The organism is Halomonas nitroreducens (genome assembly GCF_003966155.1).
GTDB lineage: Bacteria > Pseudomonadota > Gammaproteobacteria > Pseudomonadales > Halomonadaceae > Halomonas > Halomonas nitroreducens.
This window is the reverse complement of sequence record NZ_RXNS01000002.1, coordinates 224,695-251,259: the sequence shown is the minus strand read 5'-3', so window position 1 is coordinate 251,259 and position 26,565 is coordinate 224,695. Positions and strand designations below refer to the sequence as shown.

Sequence of the window (26,565 nt, the reverse complement as noted above, 5' to 3'; positions counted from 1 at the left end):
AAGTGGAGGCCATTGCCTTGCCCCTCACGCTCCTGCCTCATACTGAGTCGGTCGCGGTGCCAGGGCCGTCACTGGGAGGCGGCCCAGGCAGCCGCATCGACCTCGATGATCAGGGGGCTATGGGCCTCGCCGAGTCGGCCCAGGGCGTCGTGCAGGCTCGCCGGGTCGACCGCGTCCAGGTGGCGGCAGGCGTAGGCCTCGGCCAGGGCGCGGAAGTCCGGCGCCGCCAGGTCCACGCCCAGGTGAGGCACCTCGCTCATCGACATGTAGCGGCGGATCTCGTCGTAGCCCTGGTTGTTCCAGATCACCAGCGCCACCGGCCGGCCCAGATCCCGGGCGGTGCCGAGTTCGCCGAGCACGAACTGCAGGCCGCCGTCGCCGACCAGGGCGACCACCGGCAGGTCCGGCCGGGCCAGGGCGGCGCCCAGGGCGGCGGGCAGCCCGTAGCCGAGGGTGCCGAAGCCGGTGGCGGCGTTGAACCAGCACCGTGGGGCCGGCATCGCCGCCAGGAAGTTGCCGGCATAGACCGGGCCGGTGGAGTCGCCCACCACGATGGCCTCGGGCAGCGCCTCGCGCAGGGTGGCGTAGAGCGGCACATAGGGGGCGAGTTCCGGGTCGGCGGCCAGCGCCAGTCTACTTCGCACGTCGGCGGCGCGCCCGGCGCCGTCCCGCTCGACCGATGCCGGCAGGCGCTCGAGCAGGCCACACATGGTCTGGCCGGCCTCGGCGAGCAGGGCCAGGTCCGCGGCCTGGTTGCGGCCCAGTTGCTGGGGGTCGATGTCGACGCGGATCAGCCGACCGTCGAGCCGGAAGCCCTCGTCGAAGACCAGGTCGTAGTCGGTCTCGCCGAGCTCGGTGCCGAGCGCCAGCACCACGTCGGCCTCGGCGGCCAGGCGGCGTGCGGCGGGCAGGCTCAGGGTGGCGCCGAGATCGAGCGGGTGATCGCGCCCCAGCACGCCCTTGGCGTTGATGGTGGTGAAGGCCGGGGCGTCGAGGCGCTCGACCAGCGCCCGGGCCGCCTCCGGGGCGCTAGTGGTCCCGCCGCCGAGCAGCACCAGCGGGCGCTCGGCGGCGGCGAGCCAGTCGCCGGCGACTGCCAGGGCCTCGGGGGCGGGGGCCGGCGGGAAGACCCGGGCCGGCGTGGGCATGTCGTCCGGCGCCGGCGCCGCCATCACGTCGAGGGGAATCTCGAGATGCACTGGCCCCGGGCGGGCGGAGGCGAACACCGCGAAGGCGCGGGCCAGCACCTCGGGCAGTGCCGCCGGATCGTGCAGGGTGTGGCTGAACACGCTGACGCCGGCCAACGTCTCGCCCTGGTGGGGCATCTCGTGCAACCGGCCCTGGCCGCGGCCCAGGCTGGCGCGCTGGTTGACGCTGGAGATCACCAGCATCGGCACCGAGTCGGCCAGCGCCTGGCCCATGGCGGTGGCGATGTTGGTCATGCCGGGACCGCTGATGATGAAGCAGGCGGCGGGCTTGCCGCTGGCCCGGGCGTAGCCGTCGGCCATGAAGCCAGCGCCCTGCTCGTGGCGTGGGGTGACGTGGGCCAGCCCGCTGTCGCCCAGGCCGCGATACAGCTCGATGGTGTGTACCCCGGGGATGCCGAAGGCGGTGTCGACGCCATGGGCCTCGAGCAGGCGGATCAGTCGCTGGGCGCAGGTCATGGGGATTCGGTCTCCTCGAGAATCGCCGGCAGGCCGCCGAAGGGCGCGCGTCCCAGGACGCGCTCCACCATCGGCACGAAGTGCTCGAGCGGCAGGGTGTCGTAGTCGGGATCGAAGCTCGCCTGGTCCCAGTCGTCGCAGAAGCGCACTGTGCGGGCATAGGCCGGGTGGTCGCGGAACCGCTCCCGGACGTGGCGATCCAGGCCGAAGAAATGGCGGTAATGATACCCCTGGAAGAGCTCGTGGTGGCGGATCATCCAGGCATTGAGCGGATCGACGAAGGGCTCGAGGATGGCCGCGGCGATCTCGGCATGGTTGGCCGGGGCCAGGTCGTCGCCGATGTCGTGGAGCAGAGCGCAGACCACCATCTCCTCGTCGGCGCCGTCGCGCAGCGCCCGGGTGGCGGTCTGCAGGCTGTGGGTGTAGCGGTCCACCGGATAGCCATGGGTGTCGCCGGCGAGGCGATCGAGGTGCACGAGCACGCGCTGCGGGGCGTCGGCCACGTAGTCGCGAAAGCGATCGTCGATCAGCGCCCACTCGTCGCGCTGTGCCTCGCCGAAGTGTCGGAAGCGGGCCTGGTTCATGCGACCTCCCCGGTCTCGGCCAGCCGCTGGCGCAGCACCAGGCGGCGGCTGGCAGTGCTGTCGCGATCCACGTACCCCTGGCGCAGGTGGCGCACGCCACCGGCCAGCTCGTAGGCACGCCGGCCGTGCAGTAGGCGGTAGTTGTCCATGATCAGCATCTGGCCCGGATCGAGCTTGAGGTGCACGGTGAGCTCGTCGGAGGTGATCAGCTCATAGAAGGCCCGTCGGGCGGCGTAGTAGCGGGCAAGCTCCTCGGTGGGCAGTGCCGCGACCCGCTCGGTGCGGTTGGAATAGCGCACCCGGATCACCCGACCCTGGCCGTCGAGCTCGATCAGCGGCCCCTCGCTCTCCAGCCAAGTGGTCTCGTCGCGGTAGCGGAAGCCCGGCGTGACCCGGGTGAGGCAGTCGAAGGCCGCCGGACCGCGTTCGGCAAGCACCTGGGCGGCCCGGTAACCGTCCACCAGGGTATTGTCGCCGCCGTCGGCGGCGTTGGTCAGGCAGTGCAGCCAGATGTAGCCGGGGATCGGATCGCGATAGGGGTTGTCGGTGTGCGGTTCCAGGCCGCGCTGGGTCATGGTCAGGTCGTAGGCGTCGGCCACCGACTTGACGTCGGCGATGCCGCCCCAGTTGGTCCGGCGCAACGGCCCGATGCGGTCGATCAGCGCCTGCATGCCGTCCTCGTCAATAGGTACGCCGGACACCAGCACGAAGCCATAACGGTGCAGGCCCTCGAGCATCCCGAGCAGGGCGGTGTCATCGGCGAGGGCGGTCGCGAAGTCGGCGCGGGGCGGCTCGGAAAGCCCGGCGTCCCACAGGGTTCGGCCCGGGGCGATCGTCTCGCGTGGGCGGTCTTCGGCACGCAGCTCGGCCAGCGGGAAGCGCGCGGCCTGGCCGTCGCTGAAGCAAAGCGCCAGCGTCTCGCCGTCGAGCTCGGCATGCTCCACCGCGAGGTCGAGGGGTAGTTCGGCGGCCTCGATCAGGCGTTGTCCGGTACGCGGGTCCAGGGTCTCGGCGTCGGGCGTCCGCTCGCGCAGCCATAGGGCCGCGAACTCGCGGGGGCCGGTGTCGAGATCGAGGGTCAGGCGCTGCCCGTCGGGGGACAGCCTTACCTTGCCGCTTGCGGTCATGGCGATAATTCTCCGGATGCAGGGGCGTTGTGAGCAGTCGTGGTCAGCGGCGCCGATGACGTGACCGGCTTTACCCTAACGTCACCTCATCGCTAGAATTTGCATAAATTCGCCATAGGTTTGATATTTCTAGCCATTATGGATGCCTACCCCGACGCCTGGCCCTATCCGCGCCCGGATTCCCCCCCGCTGCTGTCGCCCGAGCAGGCCGAGCACACCCTGGATGTCTGGCTGGTGCCCAAGTTCTCGATGCTGACCCTGTTCTGCATGCTGGAGCCGCTGCGCGTGGCCAACCGCTTCGGTCGCGACCTGTTCGCCTGGCGGCTGCGCTCGGCGGATGGCAACGGTGTGGTGGCCAGCAACGGGGTGCGCCTGGAGGTCGATGGCGACCTGGCCTCGGTGCCCGACGACGCCCACCTGATGGTGGTGTCGTCCTATGAGGCGGAGGCGACAGTGACGGCCCAGGACCGGGCGGTGTTGCGGCGCGTGGCGGCTTACGGGGGCTGGCTCGGCGGACTGGACACCGCGCCCTTCATCCTGGCGCGGGCGGGCGTCCTGGAGGGGCACCAGGTTGCGCTGCACTGGGAGAGCGTGCCGGCCTTCCGCCGCGAGTTCCCCCATCTGCGGGTCAGTCGCGAGCGATTTGCCTCCGATGGCTGCCGTCAAACCGGGGCCGGCGGCACCACCGGCATCGACATGATGCTGGAGCGCATCGAGCGTGACTATGGCCCGGCACTGGCCGATGCGGTGGGTCGCCAGCTGGTCCACCATCGCCACGACGCGCCGCCCCGGGACGAGCACCAGGAGCACTTCGCAGGACTGCCGCGCAGCGTGGTCAAGAGCCTGGCGGTGATGGAGGCCAATCTTGCCCAGGCGCTGCCGATTCCCGAGATCTGCCGGTTGGCGGGCCAGTCCCAGCGCCAGCTCACGCGGTTATTCCTGGCGCATTTCGGCGAGACGCCCAAGCACTGTTATCTGGGCATGCGCCTGGATCGCGCCCAGCGGCTGCTTGCCGGCAGCCACTGCCGGGTGACCGAGGCGGCGACGGCCACCGGCTTCACGTACCTGGCGCACTTCTCCCGGGCCTATCGGGCGCGTTTCGACGAGGCGCCCAGCGAGACGGCGGCGAGAGGGTCGGGCTGAGCTGGGCGCTCAGCCGACCGGTTCGCCCGTTGCCTCGACAGGCGTCTCCACCAGGGCGAGTTCCAGCTGGGCGGGTTCGTTGGCGGCTTCCTCGACCCAGGTGGCGCCCAGTGGGGCAGTGCCCGCGGGCACTGCCACGTAGTGGCCATGTTCCCCGCTGTCGCTTGCGGGGTGACGGATCAGGCAGTAGCCACCGAAGGCGACGATGGCCGCATGAATCAGCGCCAGGTCCCAGAGGAAGCCGTCGGGTCCCAGGGCGTCCATCAGCAGGCCGGTGGTCAGCGGCCCGAGGATGGCGCCCACGCCCAGTGCCAGGACCAGGCTGCTGCTTGCCGCCAGGGTCTGCTGTGGGGTGAGGACATCATTGGCGCAGGCCAGGAACAGCGAGTACAGCGTCAGGGTCGTGCCGCCCAGCAGCACGCCGAGCAGGGTCAGGGAGCGGGCCTCGCCACCGAGCAGCAGGCCGGCCAGGGACAGCGCCGTGGCCAGCGCGGCGACCACCACGATCACCGCCTGGCGGTCGGTCTTGTCCGATAGCTTGCCCAGCGGCCATTGCAGCAGGGCGCCACCGAGGATGAAGGCGCCCATGAAGGCGGCGACCTGATCCACGGCCAGGCCGCTGCCGGTCGCAAAGACCGCCCCCATGCCGAAGACGCTGCCGTTGGCGACGCCGGTCAGCAGGCAGCCCAGGGTGCCGAGTGGTGACAGCCGGTACAGTCGCCGCAGGTTCATGGCCTCCGGCTCGCTGATGTCCGGCTGCGGCGTGTAGCTGAGCAGGATGGGCACCAGTGCCACGGACATCAGGATCGAGACGATCAGGAAGAGCACGACCCCGCTGGGGTCGGCAACGTTGAGCAGCAGCTGGCCGCCGCCCATCCCCAGGTAGCTGATCACCATGTAGAAGGCCAGCAGTCGGCCGCGCAGGTGATTGCCGGCATGGCCGTTGAGCCAGCTCTCGGTGACCACGTAGAGGCCGGCATAGGCGAAGCCCGTGACCAGACGCATGGCGGCCCAGACCCAGGGGTCGATGAACAGCACGTGCACCAGGATGGCCACCGAGGTAATCGAGGCCAGGGCCGCGAAGACCCGGATATGGCCGACCTGGCGCAGTTTGCGCGGCGTCAGGGTCGAGCCGGCCAGAAAGCCGACAAAATAGGCCGACATGACCAGGCCGGTGACGGTGTTGCCGAAGGCCTCCTCGGCGGCACGCACGCCAAGCAGGCTACCCTGCAGGCCGTTGCCCAGCATCAGCAGGCCGACGCCGAGCAGCAGGGCCCAGAGGCTCCAGGCCGCGGAGACGGTGGTGGCGGGGGCCTGGGGAGTGGCGCTCATGGCAGTCTCCTGTGGACGGTGACTCAGGCCTCGGCGGCGAGTCGGCGCCGGCGCCGGGCGCGCCGGATCATCCGGTAGCGCGAGCGGATCTCGTCACGCTCCATGTAGCAGCCCTGCAGCCAGCGATGGCCGCTGCTGCCCTCGAAGGCATCCCGGGCATGCAGCAGTCGACGGTTGTCGAAGATCACCAGATCGCCGGGTCGGTAGGTGAAGCGGATGGCGAAGGCTGGGTCGTGCAGCAGGCGCTGCAGGGTCATGAGTGCCTCATAGGCCGGCTCGACGTCCTCGAAGGCGGTCTGCAGCGGGCCGCGCAGGAAATCGGCGATACGTACCTCGAGCAGCGCGCCTCGGGCGTCGAGCCGGATCATCGGCTCGAACCAGACGTAGTCGGTGGTCTTGGCGGTATTGGCGTAGCACCAGCGCACCCGGGTCAGGGTCGTCCAGGCCTCGGGATGGCGGTCGCGCAGGGCCTCGGCCACGGCGAAGCCGTCGAGCATCACCGCCTGGCCGCCTTCCACGCTGTTCTCCAGGCAGTGCAGCATCTGCAGGCCCGGGTGGTACTCCCGGGTCGGCAGGTCCACATGGGGCGGCAGGGCGATAGAGGTGTAGGCGTTGGAGTCGGGGTCCGGCTTGGCCTTGACGTCGAACAGCTGGCCGAAGTTGGTGGGCCGCACCGGGCCGATGCGCCGGGCGATGGCCTCCAGCGAGCCGGGTTCGGTGGGCAGGTTGCGCAGGCGCACCAGTCCCTTGCCCAGTACGCTCTCCAGCGCCGGGGCGAGGATCGCCTCCTCGGCCTCGCCGTCAGGAGCGGTGTCGAGCAGGCCCGCGGCGTCGAGGGTGTCGGGGCTGGCCTCCGGGCCGCCCTGCCAGGTGGTGACCGGCACCAGCGGCGCCTCGGGATCGGCGGCGTTGTCGTAGTCGTGGGCCCGCAGCCAGCCGGGATGGAAGCGCAGACGGCGGTCCTCGGGGGCGAAGTCCACGCACAGGGCGCCGGCGGCGTCGATCTCGGCACCTTCGATCTCCGGCCAGGCGGGCAGAGTGGACAGGTCCAGGATACGCTCCCGGGTGGCCGGGTTGACGGTGGTGTCGTCGGCGGCGTTCTCGCGCAGCCAGATGCCGTGGAAGCGGCTGACCCGGCCGTCGCTCCAGCGCACCCTCACCAGGCGCGGCGTAAAGGACACGGCCTCGAGCTCGACGTCGATCGGCCAGGCGTCATAATCGGGCGTGAGCGGCAACTCGGTGAGGGACATGGAATCTCCTGAACGTCGTGATAACGGGGCTCAGGATGCCAGGCGCTCCAAGGGGGGATGCGACACGATTCGACACCGGCTATGCACGATTCGACAGCTCGACCGCTTAGTCGCCGATGACCAGCCAGCCGTCCTCCCACCGCACCGGGACGGGATCCAGGGCACAGCCAAGGCCCAGGCCGCCGAGACCTTCCCCGGTGCGGGCCGAGAAGGTCGCGTCGTGGTTGGTGCAACGCAGCTGCTCGCCGTCCTGGCTCAGGATTCGGCTCCCCCGCTGATCGAGGGGCAGGTACTGGTGCGGGCAGGCGTTGACATAGGCCAGCAGTTGGCCGTCGTCGAGACGTATCACGAGCAGCGGGAAGCGGCCGTGCGGGCTTTCCAGGGTCAGGCTGCGATGCTCTCCCACGGGCAGGGCGTCGGCTTCCAGCACGCGGGTGCCCGGGGAGGGGGCGCTGCGGTATTGTTTCCAGGCCAGAGGCATCAGGGCTCCATAGCAACGATCGGGAATTCGGTTTCAAACGAAACCAGTTGCCGACGAGGCTGTCAATGGCAGGCCGCAGGACGGGAAAGCCGGGCCGGCCCTCGCCCAGGGCTGGATCTCGTGATCGGCCCGTGTCGGCTGTGGGGCCTGCCAGTAGCCTGGCAATCCAACAGGTCATCCTGACCCATTTGATCCTCGCCGGCACCATGCCGGCGCAGATGCGGGAATCCGCCGGCTCGCCCCGGCTTGAGGGCCGGCGGGGCACCTTCGCATACCGTGTTACCCCCAGCACGACTACTTGCCGGGTTCATCGGCTCAGGGAGTCACTCCGGCAGATAGTTCGGGGACCAGCGTTCGCCGGCCAGACCCTTGGCGATCATGGCGTCGATCTCGGCCTCGGAAAAGCCCGTGCGCGCAAGCACCGTGCGGGTGTGGGTGCCGGGCTTGGGTGCCGCGCTGGGCAGGGTGATGGCAGCGCTTGCGGGGCGCACGGCGTTCGGGGCGACCAGGTCGACCCAACGGCCCATGGGATGTTGGTCGTGACGGATCGCTCGATAAGTCGCCTCGGTGAGATCGATGTCGCCGGTGCTTTCCACCTGGAGACTGGCTTCGCGATTGACGGCGAGCGAGCCGAGCGGTACCACCGTCACCGAGCCGTCCGGCAACCGTTCCGACCAGTAGGCGATGCTTTCGCGGGCAAAACGTTCGGCCAGAGATGGTGCCAGATCGTCTTCGGGTACCCTGGACAAGTCGGCCAGCTCCGGCACCCGGGCCAGCGCCGCGCCGCGATCGATCGGAGCGGCGAAGAACATCCAGCCATCGGCCGCGCGGTAACAATGGTAGAAGGGGCCCCAGCCGCGAGCTTCGCGCCCCGCGGGCTCGTCGAATGGCGGGCGTCCATCGAAGTCATACATGAACTGGGCTTGAATCATGGCACCGCAAGCGGCCAGCGCCGAGCGTGCTACGCCTCCCTTGCCGGTTACCCTCTTACGCTCTAGTGCGGCACCCAGCGCCACGCAGGCGGTATATCCCGTCAGCGCATCGATGGTACCGAAGTGGGCGTGTTCCTCGGGCGTCGCCGGGCCGCCGCCGAAACGCACCATGACGCCGGTTGCGGCCTGCGCCAGGTCGTCATAGCCGAGGTGATCGGACTTCGGCCCCCGGCGCGGTCCGCCCCAGGCGTCGAGCTGGACAAGAATCGCACCGGGATTCAGCTCTTCCAGTCGCTCTGGGGAAAGCCCCATCGTGTCCCGCTGTTGATCGGTGCCATTCATCGTCACCACATCCGCCTCGGCGATGAGTCGCTCGAGCGCCGCGCGTCCCTCGGCACTGGCGAGGTTCAACAGCACACTCTCCTTGCCGCGATGGGCCTGCAGTCCGAAGACCACGGCGTTCCAGGGATCGACGGAGGGGCTTACCGGTTGAACCGAGGTCACGTCTGCGCCGAACCGCGCCAGCGTCGCGCCAATCGTAGGGCCGGCGATGACATTGGTCAGGTCGACAACCTTGAGACCGTCGAGCCAACCGCTGTTGCCGGTGGGGGCGGACGCCGTACGCGGCGCTTCGGTCAACAGTCGTGCCAGGTCAGGCCGCAGTTCGTCGACTTCGGGAGCGGTGGGGCAGTCTAGGGCCCCGGCATCATCCTCGAGCCAGGCCAGCTTGCCCATCTGTCGCATCTGGCCATGTCGTGGATCTTCCACTGTCTGTACCAGTCCCGAGGCCAGCGCATGGGGATCAGTCAGCCATTCGCGGCTGCTGCGCTGTGCCGTGGCAGGGGCCTTGCCGTCACCGAACAGGGCTTCCCATTCCCAGGAGGGACGGGTCAGGAATGCCGCCTGCATCGCCCGCGTTATCCGGCCTCGGTCGCGATCTCCGACCGGGTAGTTGCGCAGCGCCCATTCATCCGGCCAGTCCGTCTGATCCTGCCAGGCGTCGAAATCCGGCAGGGTGGCAGCCAGCTCATCCAGGCCCAGAACATGCAGCACTCGGTGCGGGTGAGTGACGATGGAGCAGGCGACGACATAGAACCCCCGCCCATCCGCACAACGGTAGGTGCGATAGAAGGGGTCGAGGAAGGCATCGAGCTCGGCATAGCTCAGGTTCAACGGCAAGCCGGCAGCACGACGCCGGTTCAGTTCCGTCTCGCGCGGGCACTGGTAACGTGTCGGATAGCTCTCGATCTGCTCGCTGTTATAGGCCAGCCCCTCGAACAGCGCCGAGGCCAGAGGAACCTCGATGTGCTCTCCGCCGTTGCGACCACGGGCTCCCAACGCAAATAGGACGGATAACGCTCCGAAGGCTGCGCCATAGGCCGAGGCGAGGCCCAGCGGCGTGAATGACGGGTTGATGCCCATGAGCTGCCGGTTCAGCCCCATGTCGGTGAACTGTCCGGTGCGCGCCGCAATCACGGCTTCCCAGGCGGCAACGCTTGCCAGTTCCGGATCGGTCGAGGCAAAGCCGGGCAGTGACAGCGAGATCAGCGCTGGGTTGACGGCCCTCAGGGCCTCCGGGCCAAGGCCGAGCCGGTCCATGACGCCGGGGCGGAAATTCTCGATGACCACGTCCGAGCGGGCGGCCAGGTCGAGAGCGGTTTGCTTGCCGGCATCAGTCTTGAGGTCCAGCACCAGAGAGCGCTTGCCTCGCGACAGCATGTCGAAGGCTGGGTCTCGCCACCGGGGGCCGCCCGGCGGGTCGATGCGGATTACCTCCGCCCCCAGGTCGGCCAGCATCATGCCAACTAGCGGGCCGGCCAGGTAATGGCCGAAGTCGAGTACACGTAGGTGGGCAAGCGGTCGGTCGGTCATGGCGGTGAACTCCTGGACGTATGTATATCTGGGAAGAGCTTAACCGTGGCCCCGGCCATGCAGATGACATAAGCTGCCATTTATGAAACCGATTCTGCCATCTCCTCCGCCACCGCTGTCCGTCAATATCCTGTTGTTCGACACCTTCTCGAATATGCTGCTGGCCTGTCTCCTGGAGCCTCTACGTGTGGTCCGCGACGAGGCCAGCTTCGATATCGAATGGACGATCCTGACCCATGGCGACGAACCGCTCAGGTCCTCCAGCGGTCTGTCCATCGCTCCGGATCGGCCAGTGGCCCAGGCTCAGCCCTGTCATCTTTTGCTGATGATTGGCGGGGATCACTTCCGCATCGATGCCGATGACCCAGGGTTGCGCCGAAGCTTGCGTCTTACCCGAAATGCGGAATCGGTGATCGCCGCCGATACCGGACCCTGGCTACTGGCAACCTTGGGATACCTGAGCGGTCGCCAGGTCACGCTACATTGGCAGTTGTTGGCTGAATTTGCTGAGACATTTCCTGATGTGACGACCCTTTCTGATCGGTACGTGCGTGATGGGCGCTGGCTCACCTGTGGCAGCGCGGCCACTGCACTGGAGCTGATGCTGGAAGAGATTGCCTCACGATTCGGCCCCGCGGCGAGGTTCGATGCCGCGGCGATGTTCCTCAACGATACGTCACGTGACCAGACCGCTACGCCGCCTTTCGGCGATCTGCTGCCACATGGTCACCCCAAGGTGCGGAAGATCGTGAACCTCATGGCTGCCCACATCGAGTCCCCCTTGACGCTGCCGCAGCTGGCGAGTGCCGCTGACATCACTCTTCGCAGCATGGCCCGGTTGTTCGAAGCGGAAATGGGTATGACGCCAGGTCGCTATTACCAGCACATGCGCCTGACTCAGGCGCGAGACCTCGCCGCCCAGACCCAGTTGTCGCTGGACCAAATTGCGCTGCGTTGTGGGTTATCCTGTGGTTCGGCTCTTTCACGAGCCTATTCCAGGGCCTATGGACGTAGACTGCGCGACCATCATAGAGATGAAACATTGAACCGCCGGCTCAGGGCCGCTGGCGCCATTCGCTGGGGCTGACGCCGTGTCGGCGGCGGAAGGCCCGAGTGAAGCTGGAGGCGGAGGCGAAGCCGCAGGCCAGGGCGATGTCCATCACGCTGTGGCGGGTCTCGCGCAGCAGCCGATGGGCATGGTCCAGGCGCCGGGCCAGGTAGGCCCGCTGTGGGGAGGTGCCCAGGTGGCGGGCGAAGAGTCGGTCCAGGCGGCGCCAGGAGAGGTCGAGCTCGGCGGCGAGCTCGCGGATGCCCAGCGGCGACTCCAGGTTGGCCTCCATCAGGGCGATGGCCCGCTGCAGCGCCGGGTCCGGCGGGGCGGCCGGGTCGCGTTGGCGGCTGGCCGGCAAGCGGCCCTGGTCATGGATCAGTTGGTCGCGGACGCGCTGGGCCAGCTCGTCGCCGTGGCGACGCCGGATCAGGTCGAGGCTCATGTCGATGGCCGCGCTGCCCCCGGCGCAGGAGAAGCCCTCCGGCGTGACCTCGTAGAGCGACTCCACGGCATCGACCCTGGGAAAGCGGGCACGGAACTCGGGCAGGCACTCCCAGTGCAGGGTCACCGTCTGGTCGTCGAGCAGTCCGGCGGCGGCCAGCGCGAAGCAGCCGGTGTCCATGCCGCCCAGCACGCAGCCCGAGGTGGCGCGCTCGCGCAGCCAGTCGAGCAGTGCCTCGTCGAGGCAGGCCTCCGGCTCGAAGCTGGCGCAGACCGCCAGGCTGGGCACCGCCGGCGCCTCGGCCATGGCGCAGCCGGCGGCGAGCGTCATGCCGTTGGAGGCGGTAACCGGTTCTCCGTCGCGGCTGATGACGTCCCACGCGAAGAGGGTTTTCCCGCGAATGCGGTTGGCGATGCGCAGCGGCTCGATGGCCGAGAAGAAGGCGACCATGGCGAAGCGCGGCAGCAGCAGGAAACCGATCCGCTCCGGGGCGGGGACGGGAGGATCAAGTCTCATGGGCCTCGGGTCGGCGGCGAGGGGGGGTGGCCAAACGATTGTAGGGGTTGGGCGGGGCGTTGCAATGCCCGTCGCCATGTCGTCTTGTGGCGATTGGATGTCGCCTTTCGCGGTGTCGGCCGGGAGAGTGACGTCAGAATGGGGGCATCATCATCGAACGAGGAGACTTCCATGGCCCATCTGCGCCCGTCCCGCTCCCTGCTGGCCGCCGCCGCGCTCTCCCTCGCCGGCCTGGCGAGCCTGCCGGCCCAGGCCGAGGTCGAGGAAGTGCGCTTCGGCGTGCCGCCCTGGCCGGGCGTGACCGTCAAGTCGGAGGTCGCCGCCCAACTGCTGGAGGCCCTGGGCTACGAGACCCGGCAGAGCGACCTGGCGGTCAGCGTCATCCTCAATGGCCTGGCTCAAGGCGACCTGGAGGTGTACCTGGGGGGCTGGTACCCGGTGCAGACCGACATGGTCGAACCGCTGGTGGCCAAGGGCAAGGTGGCCAAGGCCGCCGCCAACATCCAGGGAGCCACGTCCGGCTTGGTGGTGCCGCGCTATGTCCATGAGGCCGGCATCACCTCGGTGGCCGATCTCGAGGCCCATCGCGATCGCTTCGATGGCACCATCCAGGGCATCGAGGCCGGTACCGGCATCAACACCGCCATCCTGGGGGCCATTGACGAGGACCTTGCCGGTCTCGGCGACTGGACCCTGCGCGAGAGCTCCACTGCGGCCATGCTCGCCCAGGCGGAGCAGAAGATGCGAGATGGTGAGTGGGTGACCTTCGTCGGCTGGGAACCCCACTGGATGAACGTCAGCTTCGATCTGGTCTACCTCGACGATGCCGATGAGGCCGGCGTCGCCGACATCGAGAGTACCGTCTGGACAGTGGTGCCGGCTTCCCTGGAGGCCGAAGACCCGGACCTCTATCGCTTCATGAGCCAGTACGTGGTCGACACCGCAGACCAGAACGACTGGGTCCATGCCTACAGCTACGAGGAGCGGCCAGCCGATGAGGTGGCCAGCGAATGGATCCGCGAGCACTACGACACCGTCGAAGCCTGGCTCGAGGGTGTCGAGGCCAAGGATGGACGGCCTGGCATGGAAGCGGTGAAGGCCCACTTCGGCTGAACACCATGACGCCTTGCCGTAATGCCTGGGGGCGGTCATCATGACCGGCCCCGCTCCCGTCAGCCGGCCCCGTCATGCGCCTCGACTATACCGGACCCACGCCCGAACCCATCGGCTTTTTGCTGCTGCCCCGTTTCTCGATGATGGCCTTCTTCTCGGCCGTGGAACCCCTGCGCATCGCCAACCGCATCAGTGGTCGCCCCTTGTTCGACTGGATGTTGATCAGCGAGGACGGCGGGCCGGTGACGGCCTCCAACGGCATGACGCTGCTCGCTGATCAAGCGATCGAGGGAGTGCACCATCTCCCGTCTCTGGCAGTGTGCAGCGGCTTCGATCCGGAACGCCACCTGAGTCGGGCGCTGATGCGTTGGCTGCATCGCCTGGACGAGGCCGGCTGCGTGCTGGGCGGTCTCGACACCGGGTGCTTCCTGCTCGCGGCGGCGGGCCTGCTGGAGGGCGAGCGGGTCACCCTGCACTGGGAGAGCCTGCCGGCCTTCCAGGAGCGCTTTCCCGCGATTGCCACCTCCGACGAGCTCTTCGAGCTGGGCCGGCGTCGCTTCTCCTGTGCCGGCGGGGCGGCCGCCATGGACATGGCGCTGGACGTGATCGCCCGCCGCCACGGCCACCAGCTGGCCATCGACGTGTCCGAGCAGCTGGTGCACGAGCGCATCCGCACCCGCCGGGACCAGCAGCGCATGAGCCTGGCCCGACGGCTGGGCACCCATCGCCGTCGCCTGGTGGATGCCGTGGACCTGATGGAGCAGCATCTGGAGACGCCCCTGCCGCTCGCCGAGGTGGCCAGGCGCAGCGGGGTCTCCTCCCGCCACCTGCAGCGCCTGTTCGGCCAGGAGCTGGGCCAGTCGCCGCGGGACTGGTACCTGGGACTGCGTCTGGAGCGGGCTCGCCACCTGCTGGATGAGACCGACCTGGATATCCTGGCAGTGGGACTGGCCTGTGGCTTCACTTCCGGTTCCAGCTTCGCACGGGCCTTCCGCGCCCGCTATGGCCACTCCCCGCGGGAGGCGCGGCGTCGCTGAGCGACTCATGGGCAATGTCCGAACAGTGCCTGCGCTGGGATAGACGGCGTTAGACATCGGCTCAAAGTGCTTATTTACTCCCTGTAAACCCCGCCTTTTCACCAATGTTGTCCTGGCCTCGCCGTCGCTCGTCGACTGTTCAGACCAGGCCTAGACTTCCGCCCACATGCGCAGCAGGTTGGCCAGGCTCTTCGACAGCATGTCGAAGGTGCGGGTCTTGCCGTTGGCCTCGAATTCCTGTCGGCGGGTGGTATCCAGGTCGAAGAGGATCTCGCGCTGCTGCGGGTCGCGCACCTGGCTCTGTGCCCAGCCCACGGCGGCGAGACGTTCGCCTCGCGTGACGGGCTCGACGCGGTGGAGGGTCGAGGAAGGGTAGAGGATCAAGGCGCCCGCGGGGAGCTTGTAGGTCTGCTCCCCGGCGGTGGAGTCGATCAACAGCTCGCCACCCTCGTAGCTGTCGGGGTCGTTGAGGAAGAGGGTGAAGGACAGGTCGGTGCGCATGGCGCCCTGGGGCGTGGCCATGATCGCATCATCAACATGGTTGCCGTAGCTCATGCCCTCCTGGTAGCGGCTGAACATCAGCGGCTTCATGCGTCGCGGACGGGCAGCCATCTGGAACAGCGGGTGACGCTGCAGAGCCGAAGCCAGTTCCTCACGCAGGGCGACCACCTCGGGCTGGCGGCCATCTGCCTGCTCGTTCTGCTTGACGGTGCGGGCATGCCAGCCGGCGGTTTCCCGGCCGTCCCGGAAGGCGCTGTCAGCCAGAGTGGCCTGTACCCGCCCGAGCAGCTCCGGCGAAATGACCTGGTCGATACAAAGGATCACGGTAGGCGCTCCAGTCGAGAAAACGACTGCCAATTATAAACGGCTGTGAATGGTTTGCATTAAACTTTCGCAGTCGGCAATCTATGCCGTTGATCGATTCGGCCAGCACGGCCGAGCGCCCTGGCAACCCCATACATCATAAGGAAGACCGCATGTCTAATAACATCCGCACCAAGCTCTGGGTCGGTGTCGGCGCCTCCGTTCTGCTCGGCACCAGCGCGGCCAGCTGGGCCGAGGCCCCCGCCGACTACACCCAAGGGCCCGACAACCTGCTGCTGGCCCACGCCGATCATGGTGGTGAAGGTGGCGAAGGCGCCGAGGGCGGCGAAGCCGGCCACCACCACGAAGGCGGCGAAGGTGGTGAAGGCGGTGAAGGCGGTGAAGGCGGCGAAGGTGGCGAAGGCGGTGAAGGCAGCGCCTCCTCCGATCCCTTCGCGGTCTTCGCCTACCTGAACGCTTCCGCCGGCGGCGAAGGTGGTGAAGGCGGCGAAGGTGGTGAAGGCGGTGAAGGCGGTGAAGGCGGTGAAGGCGGTGAAGGCGGTGAAGGCGGTGAAGGCGGTGAAGGTGGCGAAGCCGGCTCTTCCCTCGACGCCAGCAATCCCGGTGTCTACTACACCAACCTGGCCATGATGAAGGGCCACCTGGCCGTCGCCCGCGAGCTCTATCAGGATGGCGAGCAGACCGCCGCCCAGCCGCATTTCGGTCATCCCCTCCAAGAGCACTACGAGCCCCTGGAGCCCGCCTTCGAGGCACGCGACGTCGAGGACTTCGAGGCTATCCTCGAGGCGCTGGTCGAAGAGGTTCGCGAGGGCGGCGAGTGGGGCGAGCATGCCGATGCCTACACCGCTGCCATCGATGCCATCGACGCCGCCATGCAGGACGTGGATAGCGAGCTGCGCGACGACGTGGCCTTCCAGAGTCGTGTCCAGCTGGCCCTGCTGCGCCAGGCGGTGCATGAGTACGAGGAAGCCGTGGACGACGGCCAGTTCGTCAACGTCCCGGAGTACCAGGACGGCCGCGGCTTCATGCTGACTGCCAAGTCCCTCCTCGAAGCCCGGGCGGATCTCTTCCAGGCCAGCGACGAGGCGGCCTACGAGGAGCTGATGGCGGCCTATGACCAGGCGATGGCGGCCTGGCCCTCCGCCGAGGCGCCCCAGACCCCGGTGATGAGCTACGGTGAGCTGTCGTCCAGCACCTTCAAGCTGGAATCGCTGCTCGGCCGCTACTGAGCCATAGGCGCCGTCGTCGAGCGGCGCCTAGCAGGGCATCACCCTCGTCAACAGGCCCGACCCGGATGCCCTCCGGGTCGGGCCTGCTTGTTGTTGCCACAGTGGCGTCGTCAGGCCAGCCGATCGGTCAAGGCCGCGCAGAATACCTGCCAGGCCTCTTGCATGGCGGGGAGGCGGGCATGGGCATGCAAGGCGCCATGCCATAGGCCCGGCACGCAGCGATAGCCGATGTCACAACCGAACCGCCGCCACCGGCCAAGGGCCCGCTCGAGGGGAGCGGTGAGCGGGTCTTGCGCGACCGCGAGCACCTCGAGTTGCCGGCCAGGGGGTGCGGCCTCGGGCACGCTCGGCATGGTCTCTGCCACCTCCGCCCAGAGAGTGAGCACCTCCGCCCGAGAGAGCAGGGGGGCATCGGGGCCAAGGCTCGCGGGATCGGGGCGGCCCACCAGCGGATAGATCAGCCCCAGCACGCCGGGGGCTCCCAGCGTGTGACTGACGTCCATCACCAGGCGCCCGCCGGCGCTGTCACCTACCGCGGCGCGGGGCGCCAGAGCCCTAATTACCGACCGGCAATCCGCCAAGGCATCTGCATAGCTCGCCTCCGGCGCGAGACGATAGTCGACGCTGACCACCTCGCGCTTCAGGTGTGCGGCGAGGCTTGCCGCGATGCCCTGGTGGCTCGTCACCGAGCCCAGCGTCCAGCCGCCCCCGTGCACGTAGGCGACCTCGCCGGGCCGGGCCCCGGGCGGGCGAAGGCGACGTACGGCCACCCCGCCTATGGTGCCGTCCTCGACGATCATGCCCGCTGGCAGCGGCGGCGCAAAGGCCTGGCAGAGCCGGTCGTAGCGTGGCCGGGCCACCCCGAGGGGCAGCCCGGCCAGTCCTTCCAGCCCCAGCGCGAAGGCGTCGCGGAAGGCCTCCGGCGTCATCGCCGCTGCATCGCCGGGCGGGGCTGGCGCGACTCGCGAACAAGCGAGACCAGGATGCCGGCGGTCATTACCAGGATGACGCCACTCAGCGGCAGGGCGGCAGCGATCAGGGCGGTCTGCAGCGCCTTGAGCCCGCCGGCCACCAGCAGCACCGCCGCCACCAGCCCGATCACCACGCCCCAGAAGACCCGGAAGCGCTGCGGCGGATGGTCGTTGCCCAGCGAGAGGATGGTGGTCAGCACCAGGGTGCCGGAGTCCGAAGAGGTGACGAACCAGCTCATCAGCAAGAAGACCATCAGCGCCGAGAGCGTCCAGCCGATGGCGCCGGTGCCGGCGATGCCGTCGGCACTGGCGAACAGCGCGGCGGGCAGGTTCCAGGCGTTGACCAACTCGATGATGCCCGCCGTGCCGGGCCCATCGGCGGCGGTGAGTTCCTGGTGCAGGGCGTTGCCGCCGAAGATGATCAGCCAGACGAAGATGATCAGGGTCGGCACCAGCAGCACGCCGAGCACGAACTCGCGCAGGGTGCGGCCCTTGGAGATGCGGGCGATGAACAGCCCCACGAAGGGCGCCCAGGCCAGCCACCAGCCCCAGTAGAAGATGGTCCAGCCCTGCTGCCACTCGACCCGTTCCGGCGTCTCGGCGAACCACAGGCCCATGGGAATGAAGTTGGCGGCGTAGTCGACCAGGGTTTCGCCGAAGGCCTGTACCAGCCACAGCGTCGGGCCTCCCAGCAGGAAGGCGCCGACCACCAGCACCGAGACCCAGATGTTGAGTTCGGAGATCAGCTTGATGCCCCGCTGCACACCGGAGACCACCGAGAGGATGGAGATCGCCGAGATCACCGCGATCAGCGTCAGCTGCGTGTCCAGACCGGCGCTCAGGCCGACCAGGCGTTCCAGGCCCACGGCCATCTGGCTGACGCCCAGCCCCAGCGAGGTGGCGACGCCGAAGACGCAGCCCAGCACGCCGAGGATGTCCACGGTGTGGCCGATGGGCCCGTAGATGCGTTCGCCGATGAAGGGGTACAGCGCGGAGCGCAGCGCCAGCGGCAATCCCTTGCGGTAGGCGAAGTAGGCCAGCGACATCCCGACGATCACGTAGACGGCCCAGCCGTGCAGGCCCCAGTGGAAGACCGAGACCCGCAGGGCATCGATGGCTCGCTCGTGACCGATGGTGGTCGCGCCGGCCATGTCGGCATGCGGGTTGTTCGGGTAGCCGAAGGCGCCGGTATCGTCGAGGTAGAAGATGGGCTCGGCGACGCCGAAGAAGAGGATGCCGATACCGATACCGGCGGAGAACAGCATCGAGAACCAGGCGAAGTTGCTGAACTCGGGGCGACTGTCGTCGGCCCCCAGGCGCACGCCACCGAAGCGGCTCAGCACGATGACCGCACAGACGGCGAGCAGCAGCATCACGGTGACCAGGTAGTAGCCGCTGAAGGTGCTCTCGATCCAGCCGCGTGCTGCACCGAAGACGCTGCCGGCCAGCTCCGGGGCGAGGCCGGTGAACAGCACGAAGGCCAGCACCAGGCCGGCGGCGGTGAGGGTCATGCCCTTGTGCACATGACGGAAGAGGCCGGTCTGAGCCAGCGTGGGGTCGGGATAGCTTTCGCCTTCGGGCGAGGTCGTTGGACTTGTCATGGAAGCTTCCTTTGCAGATGGAGAAAGGGGACTGCGGTAACGATAGGAAGGGTCCTCCTGGGGTCGGACGAGGGGCCGACGATCCCCGACCCGCCCGGTGACGAGGCACCGGGCGGGGATGGTTGCGGATGTCGGATCAGCGCCTGGCGGGCGGCAGGCCGATACATCGCCCGGCCAGCTCCGGCCAGGCATCGGTGGTGGCCGCCGGCAGCGCGGCGATGGCCTGGCTGACCTCTTCGGGGAAGGGCGCCGGGCGACCGGCCTCGCTGTCGATGCCCATCAGCATCTGCTCGCTGGTGGCCAGCAGGCTGCCCTCGATATCGCACATCGCGAAGAAGACATGCAGGCGCTTGGCATCACGGTCCAGTACCGTCACCTCGACCGCCAGCGGCTGGCCCTCATGGGCCTCGCGGCGATAGCAGAGGTGGGTCTCGAGGGTGAAGATGGTGTAGCCGTGGTGGCGCCGGCCGGCCTCGTCGAGGCCGATGGCATTCATCAGGGCTTCCACGCCCAGGGAGAACACCCGGGCGTATTCGGCGTCGTTCATGTGGCCGTTGTAGTCGACCCACTCGGGGGCGACGCGGGTCTCGAGCAGTGCCATCAGATGCGCCCCTCCAGGCCCTCGGCCTCGGGCCAGTACTTCTGCACCAGGTCGAGCAGCTCGACCAGGAAATCATCGCGACGGCGGTCCAGCTCGGCCACCGGTCGGTCGGCGGCCTGGAACTCGCAGCCCTCGACCACGCGGTCGATGAGCTCATCGGTCAGCTCCGGGGCCTCGAGCTTGGTCCAGGGCAGCTTCAGCGCCGGGCCGAACTGCTCGAGCATATGGCGCATGCCCTGCTCGCCGCCGGCCAGGTGGAAGGTCAGGAAGGTGCCCATCAGCGACCAGCGCAGCCCGCAGCCGTAGACCACCGCCGCGTCCACCTCCTCGGTGGTGGCGACGCCGTCGTTGACCAGGTGCAGGGCCTCGCGCCACAGCGCCTCCATCAGCCGGTCGGCGATATGGCCCTCGATCTCGCGGCGCACCACCAGGGGGCGCATGGCCAGCTCCTGGTAGAGCGTCTGGGCGCGGGCGATATGGCCGGCCTCGGTGGCTTCGCCCCCGACCAGCTCGACCAGCGGCAGCAGGTAGACCGGGTTGAAGGGGTGGGCGACGATCACCCGGCCCGGAACCCAGCGGCAGTCGCGCTGCAGGTCGCTGGGCTTGAAGCCCGAAGTGGAGGAGCCGATGATCGCGCCGGGGGCGGCCGCGGCATCGATGGCGGCGAGGATCTCGCGCTTGAGCTCGAGGCGCTCGGGCACGTTCTCCTGGATCAGGTCGGCGCCTGCCACCGCCTCCTCGAGGCTGCCCACGAAGGTCAATCGCGCGGGATCGGCACCCTCGGCGAGCCCCAGCTTTTCCAGCGAGGGCCAGGCATTGTCGATGAAGGTGCGGGTGCGGGCGGGAGCCTCCGGCGACGGGTCGAAGGCGACCACGTCCCAGCCGCGGGCCAGGGCCCGGGCGATCCAGCCGTTGCCGATGACGCCGGTGCCGATGACGGAGAGTTGGTGGCTCATGCCTCACCTCCGGCGATCCGACCGGTGTTCGGGTCGCGCAGGGCGAGGTGGGCGCGGGTCTCGGCCGGGGTCATGACGCGGCCGCCGAGATGCTCGATGATACCGCCGGCCTTCTCGACCAGCTGGGCGTTGGTCGCCATCACGCCCTTGCTGAGATAGAGGTTGTCCTCCAGGCCGACGCGGGCGTGGCCGCCGAGCAGCATCGCCTGGGCGACCATGGGCATCTGCTGGCGGCCGATGCCGAAGGCCGCCCAGTTGGCGTTCTCCGGCAGCTTGTTGCGCATGGCCAGCATGGTCTCGGGGTCGGCCTCGGCGCCCCAGGGGATGCCCAGGCACAGCTGGAACAGCGGGTCGCCGTCGAGCAGGCCTTCCTGCTGCAACTGGCGGGCGAACCAGACATGGCCCAGGTCGAAGCACTCGAGCTCGGGCTTGACGCCGGCGGCCTGCACCAGGCGGGCATGCTCGCGCAGCCAGTCGGCGGTGTTGACGTAGACCATGTCGCCGAAGTTGAGGCTCCCGCAGTCCAGGGTGCACAGCTCGGGCAGCAGCTCGCCGACCGGCGCGTGACGCTGGGCCGGAGTCTGGATGTCGGTGCCCGGGCCGCCGCGGGTCGGGTCCTCGACGTCCGGTATCCAGTCGCCGCCGCCGCCGGCGGTAATGTTCATGACGATATCGGTATCCGCCTCGCGGACCCGCTCCATCACCTCGCGGAAGTGCTCGACGGAGTGGCTGATCCCGCCGGTCTCCGGGTCACGCACGTGGATGTGGGCGACGCTGGCACCGGCCTTGGCGGCGGCGATGCAGTCGTCGGCGATCTGCCGGGGCGTGACCGGGACGTTGGGGTTCTTGTCGGCGGTGTCGCCGGCGCCGGTGATGGCACAGGTGAGAATCACGTTGCGGTTCATGGGGATCTCCTTTTTCAAGCCTGCAAGGAGTGTCCATGATCCGGCATCCTCGAATCGTGCCTAAGCCGACACAAAGTTGGCATAAGGCGTCAGGTGTGCGCAGCACGGCGGCGTCGGCCGGCGGCCGAGCGGGCATGCGGGGCGAGGGGGCCGCGATCCGGAATCGGTCGAGAGGCTGCTGCCCATGGGCAGGCGATGGCCATGGGCAGGAACTGGAGATCGTCCTCGGCATCTCTCGGAAGGTGATGAGGACTGAACCTATCGGCATGCCAGTGGACAAGCCGTTCGAGGCGGCAGCCTGGGAGAAGCCAGCCGGAGGATACGCTGCCGGTGAGGGAAGGCCGCGAGGCTGACGGGGGGTGTGAGACCGCTGCCCGCGCGATGAGATGAAACGTCTCAGGCGCAGCTATCGGCCGCGCCGGCGCCAAACATGCTGAAGAGCAGCTCGCGGCCGAGGTCGGTCAGCACCAGGCGTTGCTGGTCGTTGTAGGTGGCGGCGCCACTGCCTTCCAGGGTGCGCTGGTAGCGGGACCAGTCCCGGTCGGCGGCACTCAGGCGTCGGAGCGCGCGGGCGTCGAGGCCACGGTCGGGAATCGAGACGGTTTCCAGCACATGGCCCTCGCGGTAGAGCAGGGCGGCCATGTCGCAGAGGCACTGTCGCAGGCTGCGCTGTGGGGTGGACCTGGGGGAAGGAGTCGTGTTCATGGGCTGTCGCCCTCCTCGCGGTCGCCAATGTTGCAGCGCATTATACCGGTCAGGAGGGTTTAGACCAAGGTCTAACCGCTGTGGCGCGGAGTTCTGACAGCAAGACGCCCCGGCCATGCGGGTCGGGGCGTCGGCTCGAACGGCTAACGGCGAACGGCTCAGCTGTCCACGCGGCCCAGCAGCAGGAACTCCAGCAGTGCCTTCTGGGCATGCAGGCGGTTGCCGGCCTCCTGCCAGACCACGGCGCGCGGGTCGTCGAGCAGGGTCTCGCTGATCTCCTCGCCGCGGTGGGCCGGCAGGCAATGCAGGAAGAGCACGTCGTCGGCGGCGCGGTCGAGCATCGCCTCGGTGACCTGGAAGCCGGCGAAGTCGGCTTCGCGCCGGGCCTGCTCCTCCTCCTGGCCCATGGAGGCCCAGACATCGGTGGTGACCAGGTCCGCGCCGACGACGGCCTCCCGGGGATCATGCAGCAGGCTCACCCGATCGCCGGCGGCGTCGAGGATGTCCTGGCGCGGCTCGTAGCCCTCCGGGCAGCAGACCCGCAGCTGGAAGTCGAACTGGCGGGCGGCGTTGATCCAGGAGTGGCACATGTTGTTGCCGTCGCCGATCCACACCGCGGTCCGGTCGCGTACGCTGCCGCGCAGCTCGGTCCAGGTCATGACGTCGGCGAGCAGCTGGCAGGGGTGGTAGTCGTCGGTGAGGGCGTTGATCACCGGCACCTCACTGGCGGCTGCATAGGTCTCCAGGCCCTGGTGGGAGAAGGTGCGGATCATCACCGCGTCGACCATCTCGGCGAGCACCCGGGCGGTGTCGCCGATGGGCTCGCCGCGGCCGAGCTGGGTGTCGCGGGGCGACAGGAAGAGCGCATGGCCGCCGAATTGTGCCATGGCGGTCTCGAAGGAGACTCGGGTGCGCGTCGAGGATTTCTCGAAGATCATCGCCAGGGTGCGGTTGGCGAACGGCGTGTAGGTCGGGCCGTGGGTCTTCAGGCCGTTCTTGATCGAGATGCCGCGCTGGATCAGGTAGCGCAGTTCTTCCGGACTCAGGTCGAGCAGGGTCAAGAAATGGCGGGTCGCCATGGCGTCACTCCACGGGAAAAAACGACCATCCTAGCCAGCTGTCGGGGGATGCGCAATGCGCCCGGCATCCGTACAATGGGCCTATCATCAAGGCCGACCAACGCACTCGGGTATTGCCCGGCCGCGCCCTGGTCACCACCGCGATCCAGAGGGAGTGCACATGAGTACCACCGTCGAGAACATCCAGCGCCAGATCAGCGAGAACCCGATCCTGATCTACATGAAGGGCACCCCGCAGCTGCCCCAGTGCGGCTTCTCCGCCCAGACCGTGCAGGCCCTGATGGCCTGCGGCGAGCGCTTCGCCTTCGTCAACGTGCTGGACAACCCGGACATCCGCGCCGAGCTGCCCAAGGTGGCCAACTGGCCGACCTTCCCGCAGCTGTGGGTCGAGGGCGAGCTGGTCGGTGGCTGCGACATCGTCGTCGAGATGTACCAGAGCGGCGAGCTGGAGCCGCTGATCAAGGATGCCGCCGCCCGCGCCCAGGCCAGCGAGGGTGACGGCGACGCCTGAGGCCTCGACCGCCCTGACGACAACGCCCGCGACCTGTGTCGCGGGCGTTGTCGTTGCGAGGAGGGTAGGAGAGCTCAGTCCTCTTCCAGGCCCTGCTCGTGCTGTGCCAGTCGCCAGCCGCCCAGGTCCTTGTAGCGGTTGACCATGGCACAGAACAGCTCGGCGGTGCGCTCGGTGTCGTAGCGGGCCGAGTGGGCCGCGGTGTTGTCGAACTCGATGCCTGCGGCCCGGCAGGCCCGGGCCAGCACGGTCTGGCCGTAGACCAGGCCGGCGAGCGAGGCGGTGTCGAAGCTCGAGAAGGGATGGAAGGGGTTGCGCTTGATGCCGCAGCGTTCCACCGCGGCATTCAGGAAGCCGTGATCGAAGGCGGCGTTGTGGCCCACCAGCACCGCTCGCGTGCAGCCGTTGGCCTTGATCGCCTTGCGCACCGGACGGAACACCTCGCCCAGCGCTTCGGCCTCGCTGACCGCCACCTGCTGACGCAGGGGGTCGTCGAGTCGGATGCCGGTGAAGTCCAGCGCCGACTGCTCGATATTGGCCCCCTCGAAGGGCGTGACATGACAGGCGTAGGTGGCATCCGGTATGAGGTTGCCTTCGGGGTCCATGGTCAGGGTCACGGCGGCGATCTCCAGCAGGGCGTCGCGCTGGGGATTGAAGCCGCCGGTCTCCAGGTCCACCACCACGGGCAGGAAGCTGCGGAATCGCTGTGCCATGAGTTCGCGGGCGACCACCTCGCTCATGCACCTCTCCTTGTTGGGCCAACGGAATGTCTCGGAACGCGAGAGTCTACCAGCTCGGGCCCGGGGCGTCCCGCTGCCGGTATTCGCGGTGGGGCTGGCGCGCTATAATCGGTCTTTTACGTCGTTCACCTAGAAGGAGCCCCAGCATGTCCGACGTCAAGAAGGTCGTGCTCGCCTATTCCGGCGGCCTGGACACATCCGTCATCGTCAAATGGTTGCAGGAAACCTATGACTGCGAAGTGGTGACCTTCACCGCCGACATCGGCCAGGGGGAGGAAGTCGCCCCGGCTCGTGCCAAGGCCGAGGCCCTGGGTGTCAAGGAGATCTACATCGAGGACCTGCGCGAGGAGTTCGCCCGCGACTACGTCTACCCGATGTTCCGCGCCAACACCATCTATGAGGGCGAGTACCTGCTCGGCACCTCCATCGCGCGGCCGCTGATCGCCAAGCGCCTCATCGAGATCGCCAACCAGACCGGTGCCGACGCCATCTCCCACGGCGCCACCGGCAAGGGCAACGACCAGGTGCGTTTCGAGCTCGGCGCCTACGCGCTGAAGCCGGGCGTCAAGGTGATCGCGCCGTGGCGGGAGTGGGACCTCAACTCCCGCGAGAAGCTGATGGCCTACTGCCAGCAGCACGATATCCCGGTGGACTTCACCAGCCAGAAGAAGAAGTCGCCGTACTCCATGGACGCCAACCTGCTGCACATCTCCTACGAGGGCGGCAACCTCGAGGATCCCTGGACGGAGGCCGAGGAAGACATGTGGCGCTGGAGCGTCTCCCCGGAGGCCGCCCCGGACACCCCCACCTACGTCGAGCTGACCTACGAGCGCGGTGACATCGTGGCCATCGACGGCGTGCCGATGCGGCCCCACGAGGTGATCTCCAAGCTCAACCAGCTGGGCGGCGACAACGGCATCGGCCGTCTCGACATCGTCGAGAACCGCTACGTGGGCATGAAGTCCCGCGGCTGCTACGAGACGCCGGGGGGCACCATCATGCTGCGCGCCCACCGCGCCATCGAGTCCCTGACCCTGGACCGCGAGGAGGCCCACCTCAAGGACCAGCTGATGCCCAAGTACGCCGAGGTGATCTACAACGGCTACTGGTGGAGCCCGGAGCGTCGCGCCCTGCAGGCCGCCATCGACGAGACCCAGAAGAACGTGTCCGGGGTGGTGCGCATGAAGCTCTACAAGGGCAATGCCACCGTGGCCGGCCGCAAGTCGGACGCCTCGCTGTTCGATGAGTCCATCGCAACCTTCGAGGACGATGCCGGTGCCTACGACCAGAAGGATGCCGAGGGCTTCATCAAGCTCAACGCCCTGCGCCTGCGCATTGCGGCGGGCAAGGGTCGCCAGCAGGACTAAGGAAACACGGATTGATTGCTGCGCTCGATATCTTGGCCGCTGGCGGTGCCGGCACGCCGGTCCGATCGGAATCCTCATGTAGCAGGCTACACTGCGGTTCCTGTGCTCCGGCGGCGGCCAACCTCTCTTCGCTCGCAACGTAAATCCGTTGTTTCCTGGCGTCGTGGTTGGCTCCGCTATTCGTCAGGAGAGTTCTGATGCTGAAGAAACTGCTATCCGGCCTGTTCGGCCAGGGCAAGCCGTCCGCGGCCGCCGAGGGCGAGCCGGTGACCTACAAGGGCTACCTGATCGTGCCCCAGGCCGAGGACATGGGCGGCCAGTTCCGCGTCAGCGGCTGGATTCGCAAGCCCCGGGGCGACGATGGCGAGATGCTCGAGCATCGCTTCGAGCGCTCCGATGTGGTCCCCGGCCGCGAGGCCTGCGATACCCTGATGGTCAGCAAGGCGGAGCGGTTCATCGACGAGATGGGCGACGCCCTGTTCGACGAGCGCTGACACGCTCGGCCAGACCCGACCAGATCGATCGACGGCG

At 68.2% G+C, this 26,565-nt stretch carries 25 protein-coding genes; 8 read left to right on the top strand and 17 right to left on the bottom strand.

Annotated elements, in window-relative coordinates:
- Positions 1-68: 68 nt before the first annotated feature.
- From EKG36_RS03010 to tmpA, 3 genes are read right to left on the bottom strand one after another with little or no spacing between them, the layout of a single operon-like run.
- Complete coding sequence (locus EKG36_RS03010; RefSeq protein WP_126480901.1) at positions 69-1,664, bottom strand: 5-guanidino-2-oxopentanoate decarboxylase; 1,596 nt, start codon at positions 1,662-1,664, stop codon at positions 69-71.
- A complete protein-coding gene (locus tag EKG36_RS03005; protein WP_126480899.1) occupies positions 1,661-2,248 on the bottom strand; it encodes an HD domain-containing protein in 588 nt (195 codons plus the stop codon). The genes EKG36_RS03010 and EKG36_RS03005 overlap by 4 nt, the downstream gene beginning before the upstream one ends.
- Complete coding sequence (gene tmpA, locus EKG36_RS03000; RefSeq protein ID WP_126480897.1) at positions 2,245-3,375, bottom strand: 2-trimethylaminoethylphosphonate dioxygenase; 1,131 nt, start codon at positions 3,373-3,375, stop codon at positions 2,245-2,247. Before tmpA ends, EKG36_RS03005 begins: the two co-directional genes overlap by 4 nt.
- A 138-nt stretch (positions 3,376-3,513) precedes the next feature.
- Here tmpA and EKG36_RS02995 point away from each other — a divergent pair, with 138 nt between their 5' ends.
- Positions 3,514-4,518, top strand: a complete 1,005-nt coding sequence (locus EKG36_RS02995; RefSeq protein ID WP_126480895.1) for a GlxA family transcriptional regulator — start codon at positions 3,514-3,516, stop codon at positions 4,516-4,518.
- Between the two features lie 9 nt (positions 4,519-4,527).
- Here EKG36_RS02995 and EKG36_RS02990 read toward each other — a convergent pair whose 3' ends face one another.
- From EKG36_RS02990 to EKG36_RS02975, 4 genes are all read right to left on the bottom strand, one after another.
- Positions 4,528-5,850 (bottom strand): MFS transporter, encoded by a 1,323-nt coding sequence (locus tag EKG36_RS02990; RefSeq protein ID WP_185827464.1) that lies wholly within the window; start codon positions 5,848-5,850, stop codon positions 4,528-4,530.
- Positions 5,851-5,873: 23 nt separating this feature from the next.
- Positions 5,874-7,100: a TauD/TfdA family dioxygenase gene (locus EKG36_RS02985; RefSeq protein WP_126480893.1), complete on the bottom strand. Its 1,227-nt coding sequence runs from the start codon at positions 7,098-7,100 to the stop codon at positions 5,874-5,876.
- 106 nt (positions 7,101-7,206) lie between these two features.
- Positions 7,207-7,581: a Rieske (2Fe-2S) protein gene (locus EKG36_RS02980; protein ID WP_126480891.1), complete on the bottom strand. Its 375-nt coding sequence runs from the start codon at positions 7,579-7,581 to the stop codon at positions 7,207-7,209.
- A 323-nt stretch (positions 7,582-7,904) separates the two neighbouring features.
- Complete coding sequence (locus EKG36_RS02975; protein ID WP_126480888.1) at positions 7,905-10,385, bottom strand: CoA transferase; 2,481 nt, start codon at positions 10,383-10,385, stop codon at positions 7,905-7,907.
- An 82-nt stretch (positions 10,386-10,467) separates the two neighbouring features.
- On the opposite strand from EKG36_RS02975, the gene EKG36_RS02970 reads away from it, so the two are divergent.
- Positions 10,468-11,472 (top strand): GlxA family transcriptional regulator, encoded by a 1,005-nt coding sequence (locus EKG36_RS02970; protein ID WP_126480886.1) that lies wholly within the window; start codon positions 10,468-10,470, stop codon positions 11,470-11,472.
- Here EKG36_RS02970 and EKG36_RS02965 read toward each other — a convergent pair.
- Positions 11,441-12,394: a GlxA family transcriptional regulator gene (locus EKG36_RS02965; RefSeq protein WP_126480884.1), complete on the bottom strand. Its 954-nt coding sequence runs from the start codon at positions 12,392-12,394 to the stop codon at positions 11,441-11,443. The genes EKG36_RS02970 and EKG36_RS02965 overlap by 32 nt on opposite strands.
- A gap of 171 nt (positions 12,395-12,565) precedes the next feature.
- Here EKG36_RS02965 and EKG36_RS02960 point away from each other — a divergent pair, with 171 nt between their 5' ends.
- Both EKG36_RS02960 and EKG36_RS02955 read left to right on the top strand, forming a co-directional pair.
- Entirely contained in the window at positions 12,566-13,507 is a 942-nt protein-coding gene (locus EKG36_RS02960; RefSeq protein ID WP_126480882.1) for an ABC transporter substrate-binding protein, read from the top strand.
- A 74-nt stretch (positions 13,508-13,581) separates the two neighbouring features.
- The gene (locus EKG36_RS02955) at positions 13,582-14,544 is read left to right on the top strand and encodes a GlxA family transcriptional regulator (RefSeq protein ID WP_126480880.1); all 963 of its coding nucleotides are present in this window, start codon (positions 13,582-13,584) and stop codon (positions 14,542-14,544) included.
- A gap of 150 nt (positions 14,545-14,694) precedes the next feature.
- Here the strand turns inward: EKG36_RS02955 and EKG36_RS02950 are convergent, their stop codons facing one another.
- Positions 14,695-15,369, bottom strand: a complete 675-nt coding sequence (locus EKG36_RS02950; RefSeq protein ID WP_126480878.1) for a Fe2+-dependent dioxygenase — start codon at positions 15,367-15,369, stop codon at positions 14,695-14,697.
- Positions 15,370-15,521: 152 nt separating this feature from the next.
- On the opposite strand from EKG36_RS02950, the gene EKG36_RS20430 reads away from it, so the two are divergent.
- Positions 15,522-16,598 carry a hypothetical protein gene (locus tag EKG36_RS20430; protein ID WP_185827474.1) on the top strand — a complete coding sequence of 359 codons (1,077 nt, stop codon included), beginning with the start codon at positions 15,522-15,524 and terminating at the stop codon, positions 16,596-16,598.
- A 110-nt stretch (positions 16,599-16,708) separates the two neighbouring features.
- On the opposite strand, the gene EKG36_RS02940 is transcribed toward EKG36_RS20430, so the two are convergent.
- The 7 genes from EKG36_RS02940 to argF all read right to left on the bottom strand — a co-directional run bounded on the left by EKG36_RS02940 (position 16,709) and on the right by argF (position 23,416).
- Entirely contained in the window at positions 16,709-17,527 is an 819-nt protein-coding gene (locus EKG36_RS02940; RefSeq protein ID WP_126480876.1) for an alpha/beta hydrolase fold domain-containing protein, read from the bottom strand.
- Positions 17,524-19,170: a BCCT family transporter gene (locus EKG36_RS02935; RefSeq protein ID WP_185827463.1), complete on the bottom strand. Its 1,647-nt coding sequence runs from the start codon at positions 19,168-19,170 to the stop codon at positions 17,524-17,526. The genes EKG36_RS02940 and EKG36_RS02935 overlap by 4 nt, the downstream gene beginning before the upstream one ends.
- A 136-nt stretch (positions 19,171-19,306) precedes the next feature.
- Positions 19,307-19,771 carry a thioesterase family protein gene (locus EKG36_RS02930; RefSeq protein WP_126480874.1) on the bottom strand — a complete coding sequence of 155 codons (465 nt, stop codon included), beginning with the start codon at positions 19,769-19,771 and terminating at the stop codon, positions 19,307-19,309.
- Entirely contained in the window at positions 19,771-20,727 is a 957-nt protein-coding gene (locus EKG36_RS02925; RefSeq protein ID WP_126480872.1) for an L-carnitine dehydrogenase, read from the bottom strand. The genes EKG36_RS02930 and EKG36_RS02925 overlap by 1 nt, the downstream gene beginning before the upstream one ends.
- Positions 20,724-21,632 (bottom strand): beta-keto acid cleavage family enzyme, encoded by a 909-nt coding sequence (locus EKG36_RS02920; protein ID WP_126480870.1) that lies wholly within the window; start codon positions 21,630-21,632, stop codon positions 20,724-20,726. The genes EKG36_RS02925 and EKG36_RS02920 overlap by 4 nt, the downstream gene beginning before the upstream one ends.
- Before the next feature lie 396 nt (positions 21,633-22,028).
- On the bottom strand, positions 22,029-22,337 hold the full coding sequence (locus EKG36_RS02915; protein WP_126480868.1) for a hypothetical protein: 309 nt from the start codon (positions 22,335-22,337) through the stop codon (positions 22,029-22,031).
- A 158-nt stretch (positions 22,338-22,495) separates the two neighbouring features.
- Positions 22,496-23,416 (bottom strand): ornithine carbamoyltransferase, encoded by a 921-nt coding sequence (gene argF, locus EKG36_RS02910; protein ID WP_126480866.1) that lies wholly within the window; start codon positions 23,414-23,416, stop codon positions 22,496-22,498.
- A gap of 160 nt (positions 23,417-23,576) precedes the next feature.
- Between argF and EKG36_RS02905 the strand changes: the two genes are divergently transcribed.
- A complete protein-coding gene (locus tag EKG36_RS02905; RefSeq protein ID WP_126480864.1) occupies positions 23,577-23,927 on the top strand; it encodes a Grx4 family monothiol glutaredoxin in 351 nt (116 codons plus the stop codon).
- Positions 23,928-24,001: 74 nt separating this feature from the next.
- On the opposite strand, the gene rnt is transcribed toward EKG36_RS02905, so the two are convergent.
- A complete protein-coding gene (gene rnt / locus EKG36_RS02900; protein WP_126480862.1) occupies positions 24,002-24,667 on the bottom strand; it encodes a ribonuclease T in 666 nt (221 codons plus the stop codon).
- 146 nt (positions 24,668-24,813) lie between these two features.
- On the opposite strand from rnt, the gene EKG36_RS02895 reads away from it, so the two are divergent.
- A complete protein-coding gene (locus EKG36_RS02895; RefSeq protein ID WP_126480860.1) occupies positions 24,814-26,034 on the top strand; it encodes an argininosuccinate synthase in 1,221 nt (406 codons plus the stop codon).
- Between the two features lie 197 nt (positions 26,035-26,231).
- Complete coding sequence (locus tag EKG36_RS02890; protein WP_126480858.1) at positions 26,232-26,528, top strand: HlyU family transcriptional regulator; 297 nt, start codon at positions 26,232-26,234, stop codon at positions 26,526-26,528.
- The last annotated feature ends 37 nt before the right edge of the window (positions 26,529-26,565 follow it).

Excerpts from the sequence above, each read along its gene's own strand:
- EKG36_RS02960 (WP_126480882.1), top strand. The coding sequence starts at position 12,566 with ATGGCCCATCTGCGCCCGTCCCGCTCCCTGCTGGCCGCCGCCGCGCTC.
- argF (WP_126480866.1), bottom strand. The coding sequence starts at position 23,416 with ATGGCGACCCGCCATTTCTTGACCCTGCTCGACCTGAGTCCGGAAGAA.
- EKG36_RS02940 (WP_126480876.1), bottom strand. The coding sequence starts at position 17,527 with ATGACGCCGGAGGCCTTCCGCGACGCCTTCGCGCTGGGGCTGGAAGGA.
- EKG36_RS02935 (WP_185827463.1), bottom strand. The coding sequence starts at position 19,170 with ATGACAAGTCCAACGACCTCGCCCGAAGGCGAAAGCTATCCCGACCCC.
- EKG36_RS02975 (WP_126480888.1), bottom strand. The coding sequence starts at position 10,385 with ATGACCGACCGACCGCTTGCCCACCTACGTGTACTCGACTTCGGCCAT.
- EKG36_RS02920 (WP_126480870.1), bottom strand. The coding sequence starts at position 21,632 with ATGAACCGCAACGTGATTCTCACCTGTGCCATCACCGGCGCCGGCGAC.
- EKG36_RS02985 (WP_126480893.1), bottom strand. The coding sequence starts at position 7,100 with ATGTCCCTCACCGAGTTGCCGCTCACGCCCGATTATGACGCCTGGCCG.
- EKG36_RS02955 (WP_126480880.1), top strand. The coding sequence starts at position 13,582 with ATGCGCCTCGACTATACCGGACCCACGCCCGAACCCATCGGCTTTTTG.
- EKG36_RS02970 (WP_126480886.1), top strand. The coding sequence starts at position 10,468 with ATGAAACCGATTCTGCCATCTCCTCCGCCACCGCTGTCCGTCAATATC.
- tmpA (WP_126480897.1), bottom strand. The coding sequence starts at position 3,375 with ATGACCGCAAGCGGCAAGGTAAGGCTGTCCCCCGACGGGCAGCGCCTG.
- EKG36_RS02965 (WP_126480884.1), bottom strand. The coding sequence starts at position 12,394 with ATGAGACTTGATCCTCCCGTCCCCGCCCCGGAGCGGATCGGTTTCCTG.
- EKG36_RS02930 (WP_126480874.1), bottom strand. The coding sequence starts at position 19,771 with ATGGCACTGCTCGAGACCCGCGTCGCCCCCGAGTGGGTCGACTACAAC.
- EKG36_RS02990 (WP_185827464.1), bottom strand. The coding sequence starts at position 5,850 with ATGAGCGCCACTCCCCAGGCCCCCGCCACCACCGTCTCCGCGGCCTGG.
- EKG36_RS02890 (WP_126480858.1), top strand. The coding sequence starts at position 26,232 with ATGCTGAAGAAACTGCTATCCGGCCTGTTCGGCCAGGGCAAGCCGTCC.
- EKG36_RS03010 (WP_126480901.1), bottom strand. The coding sequence starts at position 1,664 with ATGACCTGCGCCCAGCGACTGATCCGCCTGCTCGAGGCCCATGGCGTC.
- EKG36_RS02925 (WP_126480872.1), bottom strand. The coding sequence starts at position 20,727 with ATGAGCCACCAACTCTCCGTCATCGGCACCGGCGTCATCGGCAACGGC.
- EKG36_RS20430 (WP_185827474.1), top strand. The coding sequence starts at position 15,522 with ATGTCTAATAACATCCGCACCAAGCTCTGGGTCGGTGTCGGCGCCTCC.
- EKG36_RS03005 (WP_126480899.1), bottom strand. The coding sequence starts at position 2,248 with ATGAACCAGGCCCGCTTCCGACACTTCGGCGAGGCACAGCGCGACGAG.
- EKG36_RS02915 (WP_126480868.1), bottom strand. The coding sequence starts at position 22,337 with ATGAACACGACTCCTTCCCCCAGGTCCACCCCACAGCGCAGCCTGCGA.
- EKG36_RS02980 (WP_126480891.1), bottom strand. The coding sequence starts at position 7,581 with ATGCCTCTGGCCTGGAAACAATACCGCAGCGCCCCCTCCCCGGGCACC.
- rnt (WP_126480862.1), bottom strand. The coding sequence starts at position 24,667 with ATGAGCGAGGTGGTCGCCCGCGAACTCATGGCACAGCGATTCCGCAGC.
- EKG36_RS02995 (WP_126480895.1), top strand. The coding sequence starts at position 3,514 with ATGGATGCCTACCCCGACGCCTGGCCCTATCCGCGCCCGGATTCCCCC.
- EKG36_RS02895 (WP_126480860.1), top strand. The coding sequence starts at position 24,814 with ATGTCCGACGTCAAGAAGGTCGTGCTCGCCTATTCCGGCGGCCTGGAC.
- EKG36_RS02905 (WP_126480864.1), top strand. The coding sequence starts at position 23,577 with ATGAGTACCACCGTCGAGAACATCCAGCGCCAGATCAGCGAGAACCCG.